Genomic DNA, 23,266 nt, shown 5'->3' with positions numbered 1-23,266 from the left:
CTTGATCGAATGTCAGGCCGAGATTGCCAGCGCCTTGTGCATCGGCAGAGTCACAACGCCGTGTTGTATGAGGGGAGACGCCGTTTCGCGATAACCCAGGCGCCGGTAGAACGCCGCGCCGGTTCGCGTGCTGGCGAGCGTGACGCGAGGCTGGCCACGAATCCGCAGCCACCCCTCCAGATCGCCCATCAGTGCGCGACCCGCACCGCGACGAAACCACTCCGGCTGCACATGACAGAACGTGATCTCGCCATTGGCTGCGGCCATGCCGACACCGACAGGTTTGTCCTGCAGCAGCGCGATGTTCAGGTAAAGACGCGGATCGGCGAGCCAGGCGCTGATGTGTTCCGCCGATTGTCGGCGGATCCAGCGGTCGACCAGTTGTGGATCGTTGCGATGGTCGAGCGCGCAACCTACGCGAATCGAGCGTTCGAGAATCCGGCTGATGATGCCGGCGTCGGCGGGGGTGGCGGGACAGATGTAGACGGGTGCTTCCATGGCGCTGTTTCCCTCAATCCATTGAGTCAGAGACTGGAGCGACAATAACGTCGCGGCCAGCAGATGACTAATGGAGAGAGGTTACATTTGATGTGCCTGGCAAACGTCAGAGCGGTTGCAGCGGCATGGTCAGCTCGACCCGCAAGCCATCCGGGCGGCTGTCGAAATGCAGGGTGCAGGCGCAGCGTTGAACGATGGCCTGGACAATCGCCAGTCCCAGTCCGCAACCGGTGCTCTGGCCGTTGCGCCAGAAGCGCTGGGTCAGATGTTGCAGATCGTCCGGCGCAATCCCCGGCCCATGATCGCGCACCACGAAACGCACATGAGAGGCGGAGGTTTCCAGGCTCAGTTCCACCGCGCCGTCCGTCGGGGTATGTCGCAGAGCGTTATCCAACAGGTTGCGCAAGGCTGCGATCGACAACACTGCCGGCATTTGCAGGGGCGCAGCGGACAAGCGTTCAGGCAGGTGCAGCCTGATGCGCTGGCGCTGGTCGCTGGCCGAGTCCTGAATCGCCAGTTTCGCCACCTGTTCGGCACTGCACTGGACGCCGTCGTCGAACGACAGACTGCCTTCGACCCGCGCCAGCAACAGCAATTGCTCAAGGGTCCGGTGCAGGCGGTCGGCGCCCTCTTCGGCCCGGGCCAGAGACTGATCCCGTGCACTGCCTTCGGTCATGCGCGCCACTTGCAGGTGGGTCTTGATCGCCGTCAGCGGACTGCGCAGTTCATGGGCGGCATCGCCGGTCAGGCGACGTTCGCGCTCGATGGTCTTGCCGATGCGCTGGAACAACTGGTTCTGGGTTTCGAGCAGCGGTTTCAGTTCGCTGGGGAATGACTGCAACTGCAACGGCTCTAGCGAATCGGCGTTGCGGCGCATCAAGGCTTCACGCAAGCGATTGAGCGGTGCCAGGCCCTGGCCGATCCCCAGCCACAGCAGGCACAGGCAGCCGAGCAGCGCCACGCCGACCGGCACCGAGGCCGCCAGCAGGATCGACATGTTCAGGGCTTCGCGCTCGATCACCCGGTCGGCGGTGGTGATCCGCACATCGCCCCGGGCCAGAGTAAAGCTGCGCCATGGCGCACCGTCGATCATCTGATCGTGAAAGCCCATCTTCCGGGCTTCCAGCGCCTGCTCCGGGTTGTTGTGGCTGCGGGCGAGGATTTCCCCGCGCAGCGAACTGACCTGACAGGCCATGCCGCCGGGAATGTTCAATTGTTCGGCGCTGAAGTGGGTGCCTTCGCCTTTGCTCGGAATGGCCGGCAATTGCTCCAGCAAACCGGCGACCATGCGTGCCGACGCCACCAGGCGCTGGTCGAGGGAAAACATCATCTGGTTGCGCAGGTCGCTGAGCATCCAGGCAGCCGCCAGGGCCCAGATCAGCGCGAACGCGGCGCCGAGGGTCAGGCTCAGGCGCAGGCGCAGACTCATCACTTGTCAGGGTCTCCGCCATCGGCCGGGCCCAGGCGATAACCCAGCCCCCGCACGGTTTCGACGATGCCCTTGCCCAGTTTGCTGCGCAGGTGGTGGATGTGCACGTTGAGCGCGTTGCTTTCCAGTTCATCGTTGAAGCCGTAGACGCTGTCCTTCAACTGCTCGGTGGACAGCACCCGGCCACGGTTGTGCAGCAAGGCCTGCAACAACGACTGTTCACGCCGGGACAGATCAATCGAGCGGCCTGCCAACGTAGTTTCGCGGCTGCTCGGATCATAGGTCAGCGCACCGTGCTCAATCAGGTTGACACTGCGCCCGGCCACCCGGCGCAGCAGGGTTTGCAGACGGGCGAACAATTCGCGCAGATCGAATGGCTTGAGCAGATAGTCGTCGGCACCGGACTGCAAACCGTCGACCCGGTCGGTGACAGAATCCCGCGCGGTGAGGATCAGCACCGGAATTTCCAGCCCCTGCTGACGCAGTTGCTGCAGCAGTTTGAGGCCATCTTCGTCCGGCAACCCGAGATCGAGCACCATCACGTCGAACTCGGCAACCTTGAGGATCGCCCGCGCCTTTGAAGCCGTATTGACGTGCTCGACCGTCAGGCCCTGGGCAGTCAGGCCGGCGACGATGCCGCTGGCGATCAACTCGTCGTCTTCGCAAACCAGTACGTGCATGGGGAGGCTCTCTGAATAAAAACATGAGTCAAGCAGGCAAGGATTAAGGTCAAATTATGACGAGGGATTGAGTTCAGGCAAGGCGTATTTCGTGTCGCCTTTTCCATCTGCCAAGTGCCTGACACTCCATATAACGTTAACACTTATATATTCATCTTTACCCGCCCCCCAAAAAAGCATCAACTTGAAACATACATTCCCACCTGCAACCATTCCAAATTTGAATATTCATCGATACTCTCAACATCGAAAAACACAAACACAAAACAACCAACAAAACAGGCTTATACCCTAAGCCGCCATCTAATCCAAAGGAATTGAGACATGCCAAAAATGAACAACTTTGTCGCCGTTGACTGGTGCGCTGGCCCAGACCGAATTTTCTTTTTCTTCAAAGAGCACAACTCATACTCTCGTTTCTCCTTAGGCGACAACAAAGCCGACAGTGGCTATCCACTACCGGTGAGAGGAAACTGGGGCGACCACATCATCTCCGCCGCTGATCTGCGCTTCGGCTTTACGACCACTGAACCCAGCTGGAATAACAGCATCGACCACCTCTGGCTTTTTTACTACCAGGATGATACTCCGTGTGTGTGCCAGTTCCTTCAACAGACTGACAGCGTAATCTCCAACACCACCGTTGCCGATTCCAAATGGGCCCCACTACTTCCATATTTCAAAAACATCATTGGTGTCATGCGGCGACAAACGACTTCATCCGTCGATGAACTCCGAGTACTTTTAAATAACGGGAATTACCTGTCCTACGATTACACCAGCATGACACTGGAAGTCATCCCCCTCGAAGGCAGCGACTGGGCCGACCTGGAACAATACAGTGATCGAATGATGACAGCAGTCTTGAATGACTATCCAACGTTCGATCGGTACTTTTATATTTTCCTGCACGGCAATGAGTACTTGCGATATGAGCACGAGTCTAAAAAAATACACGGCCCGATCCAAATCGACGATGAAAGTTGGCCGGGCCTCCCACACGATTGAAATCATGCAGGACGCCAGAATATTTCTGCGACGCGATTAATAGAACCTTCAACATTAACTCCCTGCACAGAATTCATATCTGGCGTTCACCAACACCCATACGAACCGCTTCAACCACAAACAACTCTTCAACCAACTAAAAGAAAAACAACCATGGATAACTTCGTCTCTATCGATTGGCGCAACGGCCCCGATCGTATCTTTTTCTTCTTTAAAGGCACCGACATGTTCGCTAGTTTCAGTCTCAGCGATAATCGTCTCGAAAAACATCACCCCATCTTGATCAAGGGGCACTGGGGGGATTTCGAACAGCACGTGGACGACCTGAGGTTCGGATTCACCGTGCCAAGCCCGGACTGGCACAGTGCCGGCGGAGGCGACATGGTCTGGTTCTTTTACTACGACGGCGAAACTCCGATGGCCTGCAAGTTCTCCCAGATTACTTCCAGTGTGGTATTCAAAAAGAAACTTTCAGATACCGATTGGTGGCCACTAGGAAACTTCTTCCACAAAATTGTCGGTGTCATGCTGGATGAAAAGGCGGACGTCAAGCACACCTACTGGGTTCTACTGAACGACGGACGCTATTTCAAATACAACCCTGGAATCCCCAGAAAAGTCAAAGTACTGTCAATGGCCAATTCCGAATGGAGCTTTCTCGAAAAGTACAAAGACCGGATCGTTACAACCGCACTGAATAATTACCCGGTCTTCGATACTTATTTTTACATTTTCTTGACCGACGAAGAATATCTGAGATTTGACCTCAAGACCCGAAAAGCCAGCGGCCCCCATCCGATCGATGAAGAAACATGGCCCGGTTTGTTTGATTGACAGGTAAATTGCTCTGTGCGCAGGGGAGCGGATTGGGCGTCGCGGTTAATCATCGGTTAATCGCCGCCGCCCATTGTGCCCCTCAATTGCACAGGGACAAGGCTCCTCCATGCGTCATTTTTTTCTACTGTTTGCACTGTTGATTTCGAGTCTGGCCCAAGCGGGTAATGATCCTTTTGCGTCAAAACCGGAGTTCCTGCCGGTCGACAAGGCATTCGTGCTGACCTCGGAACGTCTGGAATCCGGTGAGACCCAGCTGTTCTGGCAAATCGCCGACGGCTACTACCTGTATCAGAAGCGCCTCAAGTTCGACGGGCTGGCGACGCAAAACGTCCCGGCCCTGCCAGAAGGCGAGTCCCATAGCGACGAGTATTTCGGTGAACAACCGGTTTACCGCCAGGGCCTCGAGCTGAAAACCCCGGCGGCCGCCACGGGCCGGATAAAGGTCAGTTATCAGGGCTGTGCCGACGCCGGCCTTTGCTATCCCCCGCAGACGCGAGTGATCGATCTCGGCGGCAAAGCCGCAGCAACGACAGATGAAGCACCGGATCAGGCACTGGCCAGCGGTCTGCAGCAGCACTCGCTGGGCTGGAGTCTGCTGGTGTTTTTCGGCCTCGGTCTGTTGCTGGCGTTTGCGCCGTGTTCGTTGCCGATGCTGCCGATTCTGGCGGGCATGGTGGTGGGCAGTGGTGCAACGCCGCGTCGCGGTTTCGCGTTGGCCGGCAGTTATGTGGTTTGCATGGCGCTGGTGTATGCGGCGATGGGCGTCATCGCCGCGCTGCTGGGGGCGAACCTGCAGGCGTGGTTGCAGAACCCGTGGCTGCTCGGGACGTTCGCAGCAGTGTTCGTGGTTCTGGCGCTGCCGATGTTCGGTTTCTTCGAACTGCAATTGCCGGTGGCCCTGCGGGATCGGCTGGAGCACGCCTCGCGCAGCCAGCGCGGCGGCAGTCTGGTCGGCGCGGGCGTATTGGGCGCGCTGTCCGGCTTACTGGTCGGCCCGTGCATGACCGCGCCGCTGGCCGGTGCCCTGCTCTACATCGCGCAAAGTGGCAACGCGCTGCACGGCGGTCTGATTCTTTTTGCCCTGGGCATCGGTATCGGCGTGCCGCTGCTGTTGCTGGTAACGGTCGGCAATCGCTTCCTGCCAAAGCCAGGCGCGTGGATGAATCTGCTCAAAGGCGTATTCGGTTTCCTGTTCCTCGCTACCGCGCTGCTGATGCTGCGTCCGGTGCTGCAACCTTCGCTGTGGCTGGGCCTGTGCGGTGCGCTGCTGTTGATCGCCGCTTACAGTGCCTGGAAACAATCCGGCGGCTTTGGTCGCGTGGCGCAGTTGTTTGGCGCCGGCTCGCTGTTGCTGGGCCTGTGGGGCAGTCTGCTGGTGGTCGGTGCGGCGGGCGGCAGTGACGATCCGTATCAACCGTTGCAGGTGTACAGCGCCGGACGCGCCGGATCTGCGGCGCCCAGCGGCCACGAAGCCTTCACGACGATCAAGGATCCCGCCGCCCTGCAACGCGAGCTCGACACCGCCAAAGCGCAGGGCCAGTGGGTATTGCTCGATTACTACGCCGACTGGTGCACGTCGTGCAAAGTCATGGAGAAACAGGTGTTCGGCCAGGCTCGAGTGATGCAGGCCTTGAGTGATGTGCGCTTGCTCCGACTCGACGTCACCGCCGACAATGCCGCCAGCCGCGAACTGCTCGGTCGTTATAAAGTGCCGGGGCCACCGAGTTTCGTGTGGATCGGCACCGACGGTGAAGAGCGCCGCAGCCAGCGCATCACCGGCGAGGTCGATGCCGATACTTTCCTGCAACGCTGGACCACCACCCGAGACGCCCGTTAATGCTGACCTTCACCCTCGGCACCTTTGCCATCGCACTCAACCACCTGCTGCTGATCAGCGCGCTGGCGCTGGCGACCTTCGTCGGCTGGCGGGTGGCCAAGCGCGGCGGCGACAACCCCGAGTCGGCGCTGTTCAGCCTGTTTCTGCTCGGCATGCTGGCGGCGCGCATTGCGTTTGTCGCGGTGTATTGGGGGCACTATCGCAACGATCTGTGGCAGATCATCGACCTGCGCGACGGCGGTTTTCTCGCCTGGCCGGGGGTGATCGTGCTGTTGCTGGCGGCGCTGTATCGCGGCTGGCGCCGGCCGGGTTTGCGTCGACCGCTGGGTTTCGGCGTGGTCAGCGGTGTGGCGTTCTGGGTGCTGGCGACCCTGTCGCTGAACATCTACGAGCAAGGCACGCGCCTGCCGGACATCACCCTGCGCACCGCCGCCGGAAAAACCGTGAAACTCACCGACTATCAGGGCGGGCCGCTGGTGATCAACCTGTGGGCCACCTGGTGTCCGCCGTGCCGCCGGGAAATGCCGGTGCTGGAAAACGCCCAGCAACAACGCCCGGACCTGACGTTCCTGTTCGTCAACCAGGCCGAAAGCATGCAAAGCGTCGCCACATTTCTCGAAACCCAGGGCTTGAGCCTGAGCAACGTGCTGTTTGACCGCAGCGGACGCCTCGGCCAGGCCGTGGGCTCCATGGCACTGCCGACTACGCTGTTCTATAGCCCGGACGGTCGCCTGCTGGGCAGCCATCTGGGCGAGTTGTCGAACGCCAGCCTGGCCCGCGCCCTGGAAAACTTCGACACCCCGGCTTCCAGCCCGAATCCGGCCACCTCTTCTTCAAGGAAACTGCCATGCCCCGCCTCCGCCACCTGCTGACACTGACCATGAGCGCAGCCCTGCTGCACTTGCCGTCGGTCCAGGCTGCTGAAGAACTGCCTGAAGCGATCAAGAAAATCGAAGCCAAGGGCGCAAAAATCGTCGGCCAGTTCGACGCCCCCGACGGCTTGCGTGGTTACGCCGCGCAATACCAGAACCGCGGCATGGCGCTGTACCTGACGCCGGACGGCAAGCACGTGCTGCTGGGCAACCTGTACGACGCCGACGGCAATGACCTCAGCAGCGCGCCACTGCAAAAACTGGTCTATGCGCCAATGGCCAAGGAAGTCTGGGCCAAGTTCGAAGCCAGCAACTGGATTCAGGACGGCAACAAGGATGCACCGCGCACCGTGTATCTGTTCAGCGACCCGAACTGCCCGTACTGCAACATGTTCTGGGAACAGGCACGTCCATGGGTCAAGGCCGGCAAGGTGCAGCTGCGACACATCATGGTCGGCATCATCCGCGAAGACAGCCCGGCCAAAGCCGCCGCCCTGCTCGCCGCCAAGGACCCGAGCAAAGCTCTGGAAGATCACGAGAAGGCCGGCAAGGCCAGCACCCTCAAGGCCTTGAAGGACATTCCGGTTGCCGTGCAGACCAAACTCGCGGCGAACATGCAGTTGATGGAAGACCTGGAATTGCAGGCCACCCCGGCGATCTTCTACATGGACGACAAGGGCGAACTGCAACAACAGCAAGGCGCGCCGACGCCGGACAAGCTGGCGAAGATTCTCGGCCCGAAATAATGATTGGCGGCTCCGGCAAACGCTGCTGGAGCCGTCACCACTTACTCGGCTGACACCGGCCCAGGATGTCATCCAGCTCGCCTGTCGCTTCGCGCTCGAGCAAAAACTGCGTCACCTCTTGCGACCACTCCACGTCCGATAGTATGCCGGCCCAGGCATGGGTTTTTGCTGAGTGGCAGGGCCGATCATCGAAGTTGTGGATCAACGCCTGGTTCAAAGTTCGTACATCAAATCCCGGATTCCTTTCGCTTTGCAGCATCAGGGAATTGAGAACCCGTTGTTGAGTATCGGGATTCAGCGTGAATGGATGGGTTTTAGTTGAACTCAAAACGATAAACGTCGGTTTGACGTCTTCAGCCAGCGCGGCCTGCAATCGATAGTGACCGTCGATAATCACGTAAGAACACAAGGCGCCGACGTACCACAGCAAGACGGGGGGCAGGCTGTCCTCTCTCGCCTTCTTGCGCCACCACTTCATACGCCCGGCATACGGATCGACCGTGTGCAGACCAATCAGATTGCCCAAATCCCAGTCGAGCCACTCCACCGATCGTGGCTGAAGATTGTCGAGAATGCCGTCACCACGAGCTGACCATCTCGGTAAATGACTGGTCATCTCTTGCTCTGTCGAGAAATACCAGTTGCTCACACCTTCGCCACGTTGTCCTGGCACGGCCACAGGCATCATTGGCCGTGCCACCCATTGCCCGGGATAAAGAAAGTCCGCCTGATACTCCATCAGTTGGTTGATGAAGTATCGACTCCAGGCCTTCATCCGCTGCCCAGCAGGCAAATGGCGATGGTGTTCGACCTGTGCAGAGTCAATGGCAGGAACGGGTGGCGACTCCCAGTGCATCGGCATCGGATTGCGTACCAGCCAGGCACCGTAATACGAAGTCGCTATCGTTCCCCAAAGCAAAGGGCTCTCGTTGAACATCAGTTTCAGACGAGCATTGTTACCCGTTCGCAGATGCAGTTGTGGTTTGCCCTGCGGGGGGCCACTGATCTCGACGCTAAGCCCACCCCATTGTCCTTGCAGATCTTCAAGATCGCGCCAGAAGAATTGCTTCACGCCAGACCCTTAAAATGAAATTCCATGCGCAATTACAGCGTATTTCGATTGCGCTCACTCAAAAAGCTGAACAACACCTCCGTCACGAATTCGGGATTCTCCAGATTGGAGATATGCCCCGCCTCCGGCACCAGCACACACGGACAGCCAATCAGCTCAGCCATTTCCTGTGCTTCCGACGGCGGGCGTGGCTTGTCCTGATCGCCGCAGACCACCAGCGTGGTGGCCGCATTCAGCTCGCCCAGACGCGGCAACAGATCATCACGGCCAAAGGTGATACGCCCCATCGGCACGATGCTTTGACGCAGACGTTCAGCGGAGTAACCCGCGAGTTTCGCGCGAAAGTCCTGATACAGCGCCGACGCTCGATCGATGCCCGGCCGGAAGAAGATCGGCACCACGATATCCAGCAGTTGCTCGGAGATCCCGCCGCTTTCCTCGATCAGTTTGAACAGCGAGAAATAGTACTGGCGAGTCGGCTCCGGCTCGACGCCGACGTAGGTGTCCATCAACACCAGTCCGTTGAGCCGCTGCGGCGCCGACAACGCCAGACGCACACCCCACATGCCGCCGACCGACAGCCCGACCAGCGTAACCTGATCGATATCCAGATGATCGAGCAAGGCCAGCGCCTGGCGCGCGATGTCGTCCAGCGAAGCGGTGCCTTCAGGCAAATGACCGGATTCGCCATGGCCCCACAGATCCAGTGCAATCACCCGGTAGTGCGGTGACAACGCGGCGATCTGCGGCGCCCACATGGCCTGGTCCCACAGGTAACTACCGGCCAGCAATACCGCCGGGCCTGTGCCTTGATCAATGTAGTGAAGCGCCTGTCCGTCAACCGTGAAAAAAGGCATCGATAACCCCCGTGGCAAAGAAACTGAAGCCCGAAGACTGAGCGGGCCGGCCTCGACAGTCAATGATATGAAAGGATTACAAAGCCTTACCTGCGACAACGGCTACAGAGAAAACCATGTTTTCTGTCGCCGTTGTCGCGGGCTGTTGTTTACAGGCCCTCCAGCTCCGCCATCAGGTCATTCAGGCGATCAACCTTCTCCTCGGTAATGTCGCTGGCCGCCAGTCCTTCGATGTAACCGGCCAGTTCCTCCACCGTGCTGCACTCGAACATCGCCCGTAGCGGTACGTCCCGTTGCAAGGCTTTCTGCACCCGCGAGGCGATCTGCGTGGCGAGCAAAGAATGGCCGCCGAGCTCGAAGAAGTTGTCGCGTACCCCGACCTTCTCGACTTTGAGCACCTCGGCCCAGATGTCGACCAGGGTCTGTTCCAGTTCGCTGCGCGGCGCCAGGTAATCCCGGCTCTGCAACTGGCCGATTTCCAGCGCCGGCAAGGCCTTTCGGTCGAGTTTGCCGTTGGCGTTGAGCGGCAACCGGTCGAGCCACAGCCAATGCAGCGGCACCATGTATTCCGGCAGTTCGGCGCGCAGGCGCTGCTTGATCCGCTCCAGGCGTTCGCTCTGATTCAGTGCGGAATCTGCGGCGACCAGATAGCCGACCAGATGCTTGCCGTTGACGCCTTCCTGCACACCGACCGCGCCATCGCGAACTTCCGGTTGCTCATGCAGACGCGCCTCGATTTCACCCAGCTCGATCCGGTAACCGCGAATCTTCACCTGATGGTCGACCCGACCGACGTATTCCAGCACACCGTCACTGCGACGGCGCGCCAGGTCACCGGTGCGATACAGACGCTCGCCCGGTGCACCGAACGGATTCGGCACAAACACCGGCGCGGTGCGCAGTGGATCGCTGACATAACCACGACCGACACCGGTGCCCGCCACACACAACTCACCCACCGCACCCAGCGGCACCAGATCCAGCGCGCCATCGAGCAGGTACAGCAAGTTGTTGTCGGTCGGGGTACCGATCGGCAGGTAACTGCCGCGAGTCGAGGCCAGGTCGACGCGGAAGAACGCCACGTCGTCCGAGCATTCCGCCGGGCCATACGCGTTGACCAGACCGATCTCCGGGTAACGCAGCAACCACTGATGAGCCAGCTCCGGTGGCATTGCTTCACCGGTCGGCAGCATCCAGCGCAGGCCGTCGAGGCTCAGACGATCCGAAGCGAGCATGCCCTGAATCAGCGATGGCACGCTTTCGAGCACGGTGATGCCCTGCTGCTGCACATGCACCAGCAAACCTTGCGGATCGTGGGCGATGGTGTTCGGCACGATGTCCACCCGCGCCCCGAACAACGGTGCGGCGAGGAACTGCCAGACCGAAATGTCAAAGCCTTGCGAAGCGGTCTGGGCGATCACATCGGCGTCGCTCAGGTTCAGGTACGGCACCTTGCTCAACTGGTTGTTGAGCATGCCGCGCTGCTCGACCATCACGCCTTTGGGCAACCCGGTGGAGCCCGAGGTGTAGATCACGTAGGCCAGGTTGTCCGGGCCGCTGAAGATGCCCGGATTCGTCGACGACACTGCGCCCGCCTGAACCTCTTCCCACACCAGCAAACGTGGTCGGTTGGCACAGCTGAATTCGTCGAGCAAGGTCGTCGCCTGTTCACGGCAAGCTTCGCTGCACACCAGCACCGGCGTGCGACTGAGTTCGATGATCCGTTGCAGACGCTGGCTCGGCAGGCCCGGATCCAGCGGCAGGTAACCGGCACCGGCCTTGAAGCTGCCGATGATCATGCCCAGCAGATCCGGATTACGTTCGCCCAGCAGCGCCACCGGTTGATCCATCTGCACCCCGGCCGCGACCAGTGCATGACCGAGACGGTTGGCGTTGACGTTCAGTTGCCCGTAGCTCAACTGCTGATCGAGGCAACTGGCGGCAATGCGTTGCGGATGTTGCGCGACCTGCGCTTCAAACAGTTCGACGTAGCTCTGCTGCAGCGGATAGTCGTGCTCACTCTGGTTGCAACCGTGGAGCAGGAAATCCTGTTCCTCATGGCCCAGCAGCGGCAGGTCGGCCATGTCGCCATGGAAGCCGTCGACCAGCGCCAGCAACAGACGCTTGAACTCACCGAGCATGCGCTCGATGGTCGACTCGTCGAAGTAACGCTGGTCGTAGGACAGATGCAGACCGAGGTCGTCGCCCGGATAGCAGACCGCCGTCAGCGGGAAGTTGGTGTGGGTACGGCCCGAGTCCGAGGTCGCATTGAGGCTCTGCGCGCGGTCCAGCACCGAGACTTCCACCGGGGCGTTTTCGAACACGAACAGGCTGTCGAACAGCGGCTGGCCTTTCGGCAGTTCGCTTTGTTCCTGGATGTTCACCAGCGGCAGGTATTCGTACTCGCGCAGTTGCATGTTGCTGTCGAGCAGGTCGCTCAGCCACTGACGCACGCTGGCGCGCTGGTCGTCCGCCGGGATCTGCACCCGCAGCGCGATGCTGTTGATGAACAGGCCGACAGTGCGTTGCATCTCCGGCATCTCCACCGGACGCCCGGCCACGGTCACGCCGAACAGCACGTCGCGATCACCGCTCATGCGGCGCAGCACCAGTGCCCACGCCGCCTGGGCGAAGGTGTTGACGGTCAGTTGATGGGCCTGGGCCAGCTCACGCAGACGGGCGCCGTCCTCGACGTTCAGTCGGGTGTAGCGGTCGCCAACGATCATGCCACCGCTTTCACCGGCGTGTTCACGCAGGAACGGACGATCGCTCGGGATCGGCGTGGTGCGCTCGAAGCCTCGCAGGTTCTGCTGCCACCACTGACGTGCTTCGGCCAGGCTCTGGCGTTGCAGCCAGCCGATGTAATCGCGGTAGCGCGGTGGCTTCGCCAGTTGCGCTTCGCGACCTTCACCGAGGGCGGTATAGATCTCGAAGAAATCGTTCATCAGCAGCGACCGGCACCAGGCATCGATCAGGATGTGGTGGTTGCTCATCATGAACCAGTAACGCGCCGCGCCGACCTTGATCAGGCGCAGGTGAAACGGTGCCTGATTGAGCAGATCGAAACCGGTCTCGCGTTCAGCCTTGAGCAGCGCTTGCAGTTTCGGCTCCTGCTCGGCGTCCGCAATGGTGCTCCAGTCCAGGTATTCGATCGGCGTACGACCCGGCGTATGAATCACTTGCAGCATGTCTTCGCCGACGTTCCAGCAGAACGAAGCACGCAGCGCTTCATGGCGGGCGACCACGGCTTGCCACGCCTGGGCGAAACGCTCGGGGTCGAGTTCGCTGTTGATGCGATAGCGATCCTGCATGTAGTACAGCCCGGTGCCCGGTTCGAGCAAGGTGTGCAGCAGCATGCCTTCCTGCATCGGCGTCAGCGGGTACACGTCTTCGATGTGCGCCGCCGGCACCGGCAGTGCGTCAAGTTGCGCCTGAGTCAGTTTCGCCAGCGGGAAGTCCGACGGCGTCAGGCCATCAGCCTCGTCTTGCAGGCAATGTTCGATCAGGCTCTGCAACTCGCCGACGTAGGCATCGGCCAGCTCATTGATGGTCTGCGCGTCGTAGCGTTCGGCGCTGAAGGTCCAGCGCAGCAGCAGCTCACCGCCGTACACCTGACTGTCGACGCTCAACTCGTTCGGCAGCGGTGCCTGCGGATCGTGGGCCGCGCCGACCGATTCATTCAGCGGACGGAACAGCGCATCGCTGCCGAAACTCTGGTCGAACTGGCCGAGGTAGTTGAAGGTGATCGGCGCGTTCGGCAACGCCGCCATGCTCTGACGACTGGCGTCATCGGCCAGATAGCGCAGCACGCCATAGCCCAGCCCCTTGTGCGGAACGGCGCGCAATTGTTCCTTGATCGCCTTGATCGAAGCGCCCTGCCCGGCGGCTTCTTCGATGTTGTGCGGGGTCAGGCGCAACGGATAGGCGCTGGTGAACCAGCCGACGGTGCGGGTCAGGTCGATCTCGTCGAACAGGGTTTCGCGGCCGTGGCCTTCCAGTTGAATCAGCGCCGACGGCTGACCGCTCCAGCGGCACAGCACGCGGGCCAGCGCGGTCAGCAACAGGTCGTTGACCTGCGTGCGATAGGCGCTCGGTGCCTGTTGCAACAGTTGTTTGGTGCGCTCGGCATCCAGACTCACGCTGACGGTTTGCGCATGACGATTCTCGCGACCGCCCTCTGGGCGTTCGCACGGCAAGTCGGCATTCGGACCGGCCAGTTGCGTTTGCCACCAGCTCAGTTCTTCACGCAGGGATTCACTGCCGGCATAAGCCTGCAAACGCGCCGCCCAGTCCTTGAAGGCGCTGGTTTTCGCCGGCAGTTTCACCGACTGATCGGCGTCGAGCTGGCGATACACGGTTTGCAGATCGTCGAGCAGAACGCGCCACGACACACCATCGACCACCAGGTGATGGATTGCGATGAACAGCCGTTGCTGGCCGTCCGGCCCATCGATCAGCACGGCGCGCAGCAGCGGGCCTTGCGCGAGATCGAGACTGCGCTGGGCATCGGCGAACAGTGCGGTGCATTTGTCCATCGACGGCACGCGAACTTGCCAAAGCACCGCTGCATCGGTCACCGGTTGATGGGTCGCTTGCCATGTGCCGTTGGCCTCGATGAAGCGCAGGCGCAAGGCGTCATGCTGCTCGATCACCGCCAGCAATGCTTGCTCCAGACGGTGCGGTTCCAGCGCCACCGTCGGCTCCAGCAGCAACGCCTGGTTCCAGTGCTGACGCTCGGGAATTTCGGTATCGAAGAACCAGTGCTGGATCGGCGTCAGACGCGATTCGCCAGTCACCAGACCTTGCTCGGCGGTCACGGTTTCACTGCGGCTGGCAACAGCCGCCAGGGTCTGCACGGTCTGGTGCTGGAACAGATCACGCGGGCTGAAATGAATGCCTTGCTGACGCGCCCGGCTGACCACTTGAATCGACAGGATCGAGTCGCCGCCCAGTTCGAAGAAGTTGTCGTTCAGACCGACCTGCTCGACGTTGAGCACTTCACACCAGATCTGCGCCAGGGTCTGCTCCAGCTCGCTGCTCGGCGCCACGTAATCCTGACGATTGAGCTCCGGATCCGGCGCCGGCAACGCGCGGCGGTCGAGCTTGCCGTTGGCGGTCAGCGGCATGCTCGCCAGCAAAATCAGATGCGTCGGCACCATGTAGTCCGGCAATTGCGTCTTCAGGTGCGACTTCAGTGCTTCGCGCAGTTCGGCTTGCTCGGCTTCGCTTCGCGAAGCGGCCTCGGTCACGAGATAGCCGACCAGCTGCTTGCCGCTCGGAGCCTCCAGCGCCAGCACCACCGCTTCGCGGATCGAATCGTGATCGAGCAGGCGGGTTTCGATCTCGCCCAGTTCGATCCGGAAACCACGGATTTTCACCTGATGGTCGATCCGCCCCAGATATTCCACCAAGCCATCGGCGCGCTGGCGCACCAGGTCGCCGGTGCGGTACATACGCCCGCCATCGGCGGCATACGGGTCAGCGACAAAACGCTCGGCGGTGATGCCGGCGCGATCGTGATAGCCCAGCGCCAGACCGGCGCCACCGACGAACAATTCACCGGTCGCACCTTGCGGCACCAGCGCCAGATCGGCGTCGAGAATGTAAGCCACGCGATCACCGATCACGCTGCCGATCGGCACACTGGCGACGCCCTCTTCCAGCCTTTCAGGCGCAAGACTGGCCAGCGGCATGACCACGGTTTCGGTCGGGCCATAGGCGTTGAAGAACAGGCTCGGTTTGAACGCTGCACGAATCCGTTGCAGATGTTCGCCGGTCAGCGCTTCACCGCCGGTGATGATCATGCGCACCGGCAGGATGTCGTTTTGCGTAGCGAGGAACTGCGCCAACTGGCTGCCGTAGCTCGGGGTGAAACCGAGAATATTGATCCGATGTTCGCGGATCAGGCCGCAGACCTCTTCCGCGTCCCACTGACCCTGCGCTCGCAGAACCACTTGGGCACCACTGAGCAGCGGCACCAGCAGACGCTCTGTAGCGGCGTCGAAGTTGATCGAATAAAAGTGCAGCTCGCAATCGTCTGGACGCATGCCGAAGCGCTCGATCACGGCCTGGCAATGCATGGCGATTTCACCGTGAGACACCACCACGCCTTTCGGCTTGCCGGTGGAACCCGAGGTGTAAATCAGGTACGCCTGATGCTGCGGCAGGCTGACAAATGGCAACTCGGTAGCCGGGTAATCGGCAAGCGCCGCGCTGTCGTCCTCCAGGCACCAGCGCGCCACGTTCGACGGCAGTTCGCCGAGGGCCTTGAACATTGCGCGGTCGCTGAGCAGCAGGCCGACGCCGCTGTCTTCGATCATGTAATGCAAACGGTCGAGCGGGTATTCCGGATCCAGCGGCACATAGGCGCCACCGGCCTTGAGGATCGCCAGCAGACCGACGACCATTTCCAGCGAACGCTCCAGCGCCAGGCCTACTCGCACTTGCGGGCCGACACCGCGCTCACGCAGGACCCAGGCCAGGCGATTGGCGCGAGCGTCGAGTTCAGCGTAGCTCAGGGTCTGCCCGGCAAAAGTCAGGGCCGGTGCGTCTTTGCGCACCAACGCCTGTTCGGCGAACAGGTGATGAATGCACTGGTCGAGACGGCGCTCGCCCGGCTCGACGCCGAGGCTGTCGAGCAATTGCTGTTGCTCGGGCGCATCGAGCAGCGGCAGTTCGCTGAGGCGTTGCTGCGGATCGGCGATCAGCGCTTCCAGCAGGTTGCACCAGTGCCTGGCCATGCGCGCAATCGTCGGCTCGTCGAACAAGTCGGTGCTGTAAGTCAGGCAGCAACCGAGGCGATGATCGAGGTCGGTGACTTCCAGGTTGAGGTCGAATTTGGTCGCCCGCGCATCGTTGGCCAGGTACTCGACGGTCATCCCGGCGAGCATGCGGCTTTGCTGGAATTCCCAGCGCTGTACATTGCACATCACCTGGAACAACGGGTTGTACGCGGCGCTGCGCGGTGGTTGCAGGGCTTCAACCAGATGATCGAACGGCAGATCCTGATGGGACTGCCCTTCGATCACGGTGTGACGCACCTGCTCGAACAACTCGCCGACCGACATCTGGCCGTCGAGCTGGCATCGCAGCACTTGAGTGTTGAGGAACGCACCGATCAGCCCTTCGCTTTCCGGACGGATACGGTTGGCCACCGGCGCGCCGATGCGCAGATCGGTCTGGCCGCTGTAGCGGTAAAGCAGGGTTGTGAGCGCAGCGGTCATGGTCATGAACAGGGTCAGACCGTTCTGCGCGTTGAACGCCCGGACCCGCGCGGCAAGATCGTCGCTCAGGTCGAAACGGAACAGCTCGCCCTGGTGGCTTTGCACCGGCGGACGCGGACGGTCGCCCGGCAATTCCAGCAGCGGATGTTCGCGGCCCAGTTGCGCGGTCCAGTAATCGAGCTGACGCTGACGCTCGCCGGATTCCAGCCAATTGCGCTGCCACACGCTGTAGTCGAGGTACTGCACCGGCAGCGGCTCCAGCGGCGAATCGCGGTCGTCAACGAACGCTTCGTACAGCGCGCTGAGTTCACGGGCGAAGATGTCCATCGCCCAGCCTTCGGTGACGATGTGGTGCAGGGTCAGGACGAAGTAATGCTCCTGCTCGGCGGTCTTGACCAGGCAGGCGCGCAGCAGCGGACCGGTTTCCAGATCGAACGGCAGATGCGCTTCATCGTCGGCCAGTTGCTGGACTTTCTGCTCGCGCACATCAGCGGCGAGTTTCGAGAAATCCTTCCAGTCCATGCGCACGCCGGTCTCGGCATGCACCTGCTGACGGGCCACGCCGTCGACGCTCGGGAACGTGGTGCGCAGGGTTTCGTGGCGCAGGATCAGCGCTTGCAGTGCCGCCTCGAAACGCCCCACATCCAGCACGCCACGCAGGCGCGCCATGCCGCCGACGTTGTACGCCGGGCTGTCCGGCTCCATCTGCCAGAGGAACCACATGCGCTGTTGGGAATAGGACAGCGGCACCGGTTTGCTGCGATCAACCTTGTCGATGGGCGGCTGCTTGTTGGTGCGGCCGCTGGCCTGGATCTGGCGAATTTGTTCGGCGAAATCACCCAGCTCGCTGTGCTCGAACAAAGCGCGCAGCGGCAGCTCGACGTCGCAGGCCTGACGGGTGCGAGAGATGATTTGCGTGGCCAGCAGCGAGTGACCGCCGAGGGCGAAGAAGTCGTCGCGCAGGCCGACCTGTTTCAGGCCCAGCACTTCACGCCAGATCGCGGCGATCTGCTGCTCCAGCTCGGTGACCGGTTCGACGTGTTCGCGCACCTGCCATTGCGGCTCGGGCAAGGCGCGGCGGTCGAGTTTGCCGCTCGGGCTCAGGGGCATAGCGTCCAGGCGCATCAGTTGTGCCGGGACCATGTATTCCGGCAGCTCGGCAGCCAGTGCGGTTTTCAGGCGAGCCATTTGTGCGTCCTGATCTTCGCCGGTATCGGTGGCAGTGAAGTAGCCGATCAGTTGCAGGCCGGCGACGGTTTCACGCACCAGCACGGCGGCCTGAGCGACGCCGTCCTGAGCCAGCAGTCGCGCTTCGATCTCTTGCGGCTCGACGCGGAAGCCGCGCAGTTTGACCTGCTGATCGAGACGGCCGAGGTATTCGATCACACCGTCGCCGGTCCAGCGCGCACGGTCACCGGTGCGGTACAGACGCGCGCCCTGCTCGCCCAGCGGATCGACCAAAAAACGTTCGGCGGTCAGCGCCGGGCGACCGAGGTAACCACGGGCCAGGCCGATGCCGCTGATGCACAGTTCACCCGGCACACCGGCCGGTACTGGGTTGAGATCGCTATCGAGCACGCGGCAGACCACGTTGCCCAGCGGACGGCCAATCGGCGAACGTTCGCCATCCGCCACGGAGCAATGCCAGTGGGTGACATTGATCGCGGTTTCGGTCGGGCCATAACGGTTGTGCAGCTGCACCGCCGGCAGTTGCGCCAGCACGCGGTTGCGCAGCTCCGCCGACAGCGCTTCACCGCCGGAGAACACACGGCGCAGGCTGGTGCATCCGGCGCTCAATGGTTCGTCGATGAACAGCGAAAGCAGCGGCGGCACAAAGTGCAGCGTGGTCACGCCGTATTGCTGAACCAGCTGCGCGATGCGATGCGGATCACGGTGTTCACCGGGGCCGGCAATCAGCAGGCGCGCGCCCGTGATCAGCGGCCAGAAGCACTCCCATACCGACACGTCGAAACTGATCGGTGCCTTTTGCATCAGCACGTCGGTGTCGTTCAGGCAATAGGTGTTCTGCATCCATTGCAGACGCTCGGCCAGCGCCGCGTGAGTGTTGCCGACGCCTTTCGGCTGGCCGGTGGAACCGGAGGTGTAAATCACGTAGGCGAGGTTGTCGCCGTGCAGGTGCAGGCCCGGTGCATGGCTCGGCCAGTTCTCCAGGTGCAGGGTGTCCATGGCGATCACGCTGACGCCTTCGCTGGCCGGCAAGCTGTCGAGCAGTGCCGTCTGGGTCAGCAGCAGGTCGACACCGCTGTCGCTGAGCATGTAGGCCAGGCGTTCGGCGGGGTAATCCGGATCCAGCGGCACGTAGGCGCCGCCGGCCTTGATGATCGCCAGCAGGCCGATCAGCAGTTGCGGCGAACGCTCGGCGGCGATGGCCACACAGACATCCGGGCCGACGCCTTTGTCACGCAGGTAATGGGCCAGACGGTTGGCCCGGGCGTGCAGTTCGGCAAAATCGAGACTGCCACCGTCCCATACCAGCGCGGTTCGATCCGGAGTCTGCCGGGCTTGTTCATTCAGCAGTTCCGGCAGCCATTGTTGCGCCGGGGTGCACGGGGCGATGCTCCACGCGTTTTGCTGAGTGTGCTCGGTGGCGGTCAGCAGCGGCAGGTCACCGATGGTCTGCTCCGGACGTTCGCAGACAGCCCGCAACAGGTTGCTGAAATGCTCGGCCAGACGCTCGATGGTCGCCGCGTCGAACAGCTCCTCGGCGTAGTCGAAGGACAGCGTCAGGCGACCGTTTCGGTCTTCTTCGCTGTGCAGTTGCAGATCGAACTTGGCCTCGCGGCTGTGCCACGGCAGTTCTTCGGCGAGCAGGCCCGGCAGTCGTTTGAGCGCATTCAGGTCGCGTTGCTGATGGTTGAACATGACCTGGAACAGACCTTGTTCGCGGGCCTGCGGGAAGGCTTCGAGCAGTTGTTCGAACGGCAGGTCCTGATTCGCCTGGGCACCGAGTGCAGCCTGACGGGTTTGCGCCAGCAACTCGTTGAATGGCAGACGCGAATCGACATCGGCGCGCAGCACCTGGGTGTTGATGAAGAAGCCGATCAGGCCCTGGGTTTCCAGACGCGGACGGTTGGCGTTCGGCACACCGATGCGGATATCGCGCTGGCCGCTGTAGCGATGCAACAGGCTCTGGAACGCTGAGAGCAGCAGCATGAATGGCGTGGATTGACAGGCTTGGGCAGTCTGGCGGATCGCTTCGCTGAGGCTGATCCCCAGGCGAACGCTGTGGCGCGCGGCACTGTGTTTTTGCCTGGCAGAACGCGGATGGTCGGTCGCCAGTTCCAGGGTCGGATGCTCGTCGCCCAACTGCGCTTTCCAGTACGCCAGTTGCCGCTCGCCCTCACCTTGGGCCAGCCATTGGCGCTGCCAGCTGCCGTAGTCGGCGTATTGGGTGGGCAGCGGCGCGAGTTCGGCGCGCTGGCCTTGAGAAGCGGCGGCGTACAGGCGCGAGAACTCGTCGATCAAAACGTTCAGCGACCAGCCATCGGCGATGATGTGGTGCATTGTCACCAGCAACTGGTGATCTTCGTCATCGAGGCGAACCAGCGTCACCCACAGCAGCGGGCCTTTCTCCAGATCGAACCGGGTGCGGGCCTCGTCTTCGCGGATCTGTTGTGCGCGGGCTTCACGTTCGCCAGCCGGCAGATCGCTGATGTCGATCAGTTGCAGGTTGAACTCACCTGCCGCTTCGACCTGTTGCAACGCCACGCCGTCGCGCTCGAAGAAACGCGTACGCAGAGATTCATGACGTTCGATCAGTTGCTGGAAACTGACGCGCAGGGCGTCCTCGTCCAGTTCGCCGCGCAGGCGCAGGGCACCGGGAATGTTGTAAGCGCTGCTGTGCGGATCGAGCTGCCAGGTGATCCACAGACGGTTTTGCGCCAGCGATTGCGGCAAGGCTTCGTGGCGCGAAAGCGCGGTGATTTCGCCCTGGGCGCTGCCGCCGTCCCGTTGCTGTTGTGCGACAGCGGCGGCGAACGCGGACAGGGTCGGGGCTTCGAACAGCAGACGCAGATTCAGCTCCAGGCTCAGCTCTTCGCGAACCTTGGCGATCACTTGGGCGGCTGCGATCGAGTTGCCGCCGAGCAGGAAGAAGTGATCGTCGGCGTTGACCTGTTTGACGTTCAATTGCTCGGCCCAGATTCTGCCGATCAATGCTTCCAGTTCGGAGGTGGACGCGGTCGAATCGCAGGCTTCAGCGGTGGCCGACGGGAACACCGCGTAGCTGTCGAGGCTGCCATCAGCCAGACGATTACGACAGGCCGAACGTTGCAGCTTGCCGCTGGAAGTTTTCGGCAGCGCACCCGGGTTGAGCAACACCACCACGCTCGGTGCTTCCTGAAAAGCCTCGGCCACGGCCTGGCGAATAGCTTTGATCAGCGCTTCGGGCGGGAGGATTTTCTGCACGCTGCGGCTGATTTCCGCCGCGATGCCGATGCCTTCTTCGCCATTCTGATTGACCGCGAACGCAGCGACGCGGCCCTTGCGCACCACCTCCACTTCGTTCTCGACCGTCTTCTCGATGTCCTGCGGATAGAGGTTGTGACCGCGCACGATCAGCATGTCTTTCAGGCGACCGGTGATGAACAGTTCACCGTCGCGGATGAAACCCAGGTCACCAGTGCGCAGCCAGGTCTGGCCGGCGTGCTGCACGAAGGTTTTGGCAGTCGCTTCGGGATTGCGCCAGTAGCCGTGGGCGATGCTCGGGCCGGCTGCCCAGACTTCACCGACGGCGTTGTCGGCGAGCGCTTCGAGGGTGTTTGGCTCGACGATCAGCACCGCATGCTCGGGTTGGCTGATGCCGCAACTCATGATCGGACTGCCCTCGCCCGCTTCGGCACGGTTCTGTGCCAGGGCTTGATCGTCCACACGTAGCGCCGGAATGCCGGTGCCGCGCGGTGTGCCGGCGACGAACAGGGTCGCTTCGGCCAGACCGTAGGACGCCATGAAGCTGCTTTCGCTGAAACCGCATGCAGTGAATTTCTCGGCGAAGCGCTCGAGGGTGTCGAGGCGGATCGGCTCGGAACCGGAATAGGCCACGCGCCAGCGGCTCAGGTCGAGACGTTCCAGCGCCGATTCACTGACGCGCTCGCTGCACAGACGATACGCAAAGTCCGGGCCGCCGCTGATGGTGCCGCCGTATTGGCTGATCGCTTCAAGCCAGCGCAACGGCCGGCCGAGGAAGTAAGCCGGCGACATCAGGATGCACGGCACGCCGCTGAAGATCGGTTGCAGCAGGCCGCCGATCAAACCCATGTCGTGGTACAGCGGCAGCCAGCTAACGATCACGTCGTCGGGGTTCACATCGATGCCGAAGCCGTGGCGGATCAGCCGTTCGTTGGCCACCAGGTTGCCGTGGCTGACCTGCACGCCCTTGGGCAGCGCGGTGGAGCCGGAGGTGTATTGCAGGAAGGCGATGTGGTCTTGCGGCAAGGTCGGTTCGGCCCAGCGCTCGGCGAGCGAAGCGTCCAGGGTATCGACGCACAACAGCGGCGGCGCGCCTTCTATTTGCTGCAGGGCGTCGCCCAGGTCGGCGCTGGTCAGCAGCAGGCGCGGTTCGGCGTCGGCGATGATCGACAGCAGGCGCTCCTGATGGTGACGCCTGGCCGACTCCGGCGGATAGGCCGGCACCGCGATCACGCCCGCGTAGAGGCAACCGAAGAACGCCGCGACGTAATCCGGGCCACTCGGAAACAGCAATACCGCGCGATCACCGAATCCGGCCTCGGCCTGCAACGCTGCCGCGATGGTGCGCGCGCGCTGATCGAGTTCGCGATAACTGAGCACCACAGCCTGTTCCTCGGTTTCGGCGAGAAAGCGCAAGGCCAGCCGATCCGGCGTCAGGGCCGCGCGGCGCTGGAGGGCTTGGACCAGAGTGCTGGGGAGTTCGAACGCGTCGGTCATGAGGTTTCCTGCCTGAATTCGGCTTGCTGATGGAATCGGGTTGGCTGCGGCATGCCCGTGCAAGGCATGCGGGACACGGTCTTCGCCGACCGTGCAAGGCATTGGAATGCGGTAGGTCCGGGGCTGGGTGCCCGGATCCATTCACCAATGAGAACGGATGACGTCTTGAAATAATTAGTCGGCAGGCTGGATCACCAACGGCGCTGGGCGCTTGGGCGGTGTGCGGCGGCGTGTCGCAGTTCACGGATCGCACCGTTATGGATCATTAGTTCTCTTTCTCAA

Annotated in this window: 11 protein-coding genes; 5 read left to right on the top strand and 6 right to left on the bottom strand. The window is 61.7% G+C overall.

Going from position 1 to position 23,266, the window contains the following annotated elements; translation table 11 throughout:
* Window positions 1–12 precede the first annotated feature (12 nt).
* From CAF79_RS21120 to CAF79_RS21110, 3 genes are all read right to left on the bottom strand, one after another.
* Window positions 13–498 carry a GNAT family N-acetyltransferase gene (locus CAF79_RS21120; RefSeq protein ID WP_085700128.1) on the bottom strand — a complete coding sequence of 162 codons (486 nt, stop codon included), beginning with the start codon at window positions 496–498 and terminating at the stop codon, window positions 13–15.
* Between the two features lie 106 nt (window positions 499–604).
* Window positions 605–1,927, bottom strand: a complete 1,323-nt coding sequence (locus tag CAF79_RS21115) for an ATP-binding protein (protein WP_085700127.1) — start codon at window positions 1,925–1,927, stop codon at window positions 605–607.
* Window positions 1,927–2,607 (bottom strand): response regulator, encoded by a 681-nt coding sequence (locus CAF79_RS21110; protein ID WP_085700126.1) that lies wholly within the window; start codon window positions 2,605–2,607, stop codon window positions 1,927–1,929. Before CAF79_RS21110 ends, CAF79_RS21115 begins: the two co-directional genes overlap by 1 nt.
* A gap of 324 nt (window positions 2,608–2,931) precedes the next feature.
* Between CAF79_RS21110 and CAF79_RS21105 the strand changes: the two genes are divergently transcribed.
* The 5 genes from CAF79_RS21105 to dsbG all read left to right on the top strand — a co-directional run bounded on the left by CAF79_RS21105 (window position 2,932) and on the right by dsbG (window position 7,907).
* On the top strand, window positions 2,932–3,615 hold the full coding sequence (locus CAF79_RS21105) for a hypothetical protein (RefSeq protein WP_085700125.1): 684 nt from the start codon (window positions 2,932–2,934) through the stop codon (window positions 3,613–3,615).
* 153 nt (window positions 3,616–3,768) lie between these two features.
* Window positions 3,769–4,449 carry a hypothetical protein gene (locus CAF79_RS21100; protein ID WP_085700124.1) on the top strand — a complete coding sequence of 227 codons (681 nt, stop codon included), beginning with the start codon at window positions 3,769–3,771 and terminating at the stop codon, window positions 4,447–4,449.
* Between the two features lie 109 nt (window positions 4,450–4,558).
* Window positions 4,559–6,289 carry a protein-disulfide reductase DsbD gene (dsbD, locus tag CAF79_RS21095; protein WP_085700123.1) on the top strand — a complete coding sequence of 577 codons (1,731 nt, stop codon included), beginning with the start codon at window positions 4,559–4,561 and terminating at the stop codon, window positions 6,287–6,289.
* Entirely contained in the window at window positions 6,289–7,161 is an 873-nt protein-coding gene (locus CAF79_RS21090; RefSeq protein WP_085700122.1) for a TlpA disulfide reductase family protein, read from the top strand. The genes dsbD and CAF79_RS21090 overlap by 1 nt, the downstream gene beginning before the upstream one ends.
* Window positions 7,137–7,907 (top strand): thiol:disulfide interchange protein DsbG, encoded by a 771-nt coding sequence (gene dsbG / locus CAF79_RS21085; protein ID WP_064378573.1) that lies wholly within the window; start codon window positions 7,137–7,139, stop codon window positions 7,905–7,907. Before CAF79_RS21090 ends, dsbG begins: the two co-directional genes overlap by 25 nt.
* Window positions 7,908–7,941: 34 nt before the next feature.
* On the opposite strand, the gene CAF79_RS21080 is transcribed toward dsbG, so the two are convergent.
* The 3 genes from CAF79_RS21080 to CAF79_RS21070 form a co-directional block, all read right to left on the bottom strand.
* The gene (locus CAF79_RS21080; RefSeq protein ID WP_085700121.1) at window positions 7,942–8,979 is read right to left on the bottom strand and encodes a hypothetical protein; all 1,038 of its coding nucleotides are present in this window, start codon (window positions 8,977–8,979) and stop codon (window positions 7,942–7,944) included.
* Between the two features lie 32 nt (window positions 8,980–9,011).
* Window positions 9,012–9,836, bottom strand: coding sequence for an alpha/beta fold hydrolase (locus CAF79_RS21075; RefSeq protein WP_085700120.1), 825 nt, complete (start codon window positions 9,834–9,836; stop codon window positions 9,012–9,014).
* 149 nt (window positions 9,837–9,985) lie between these two features.
* Entirely contained in the window at window positions 9,986–22,984 is a 12,999-nt protein-coding gene (locus tag CAF79_RS21070) for a non-ribosomal peptide synthetase (protein ID WP_085700119.1), read from the bottom strand.
* Between the last annotated feature and the right edge of the window lie 282 nt (window positions 22,985–23,266).

Origin of the sequence: Pseudomonas sp. B26(2017) (genome assembly GCF_002113045.1) — a bacterium.
Lineage (GTDB): Bacteria > Pseudomonadota > Gammaproteobacteria > Pseudomonadales > Pseudomonadaceae > Aquipseudomonas.
The sequence above is the reverse complement of the archived record's forward strand: the minus strand, read 5'-3'. Positions and strand labels throughout refer to the sequence as shown.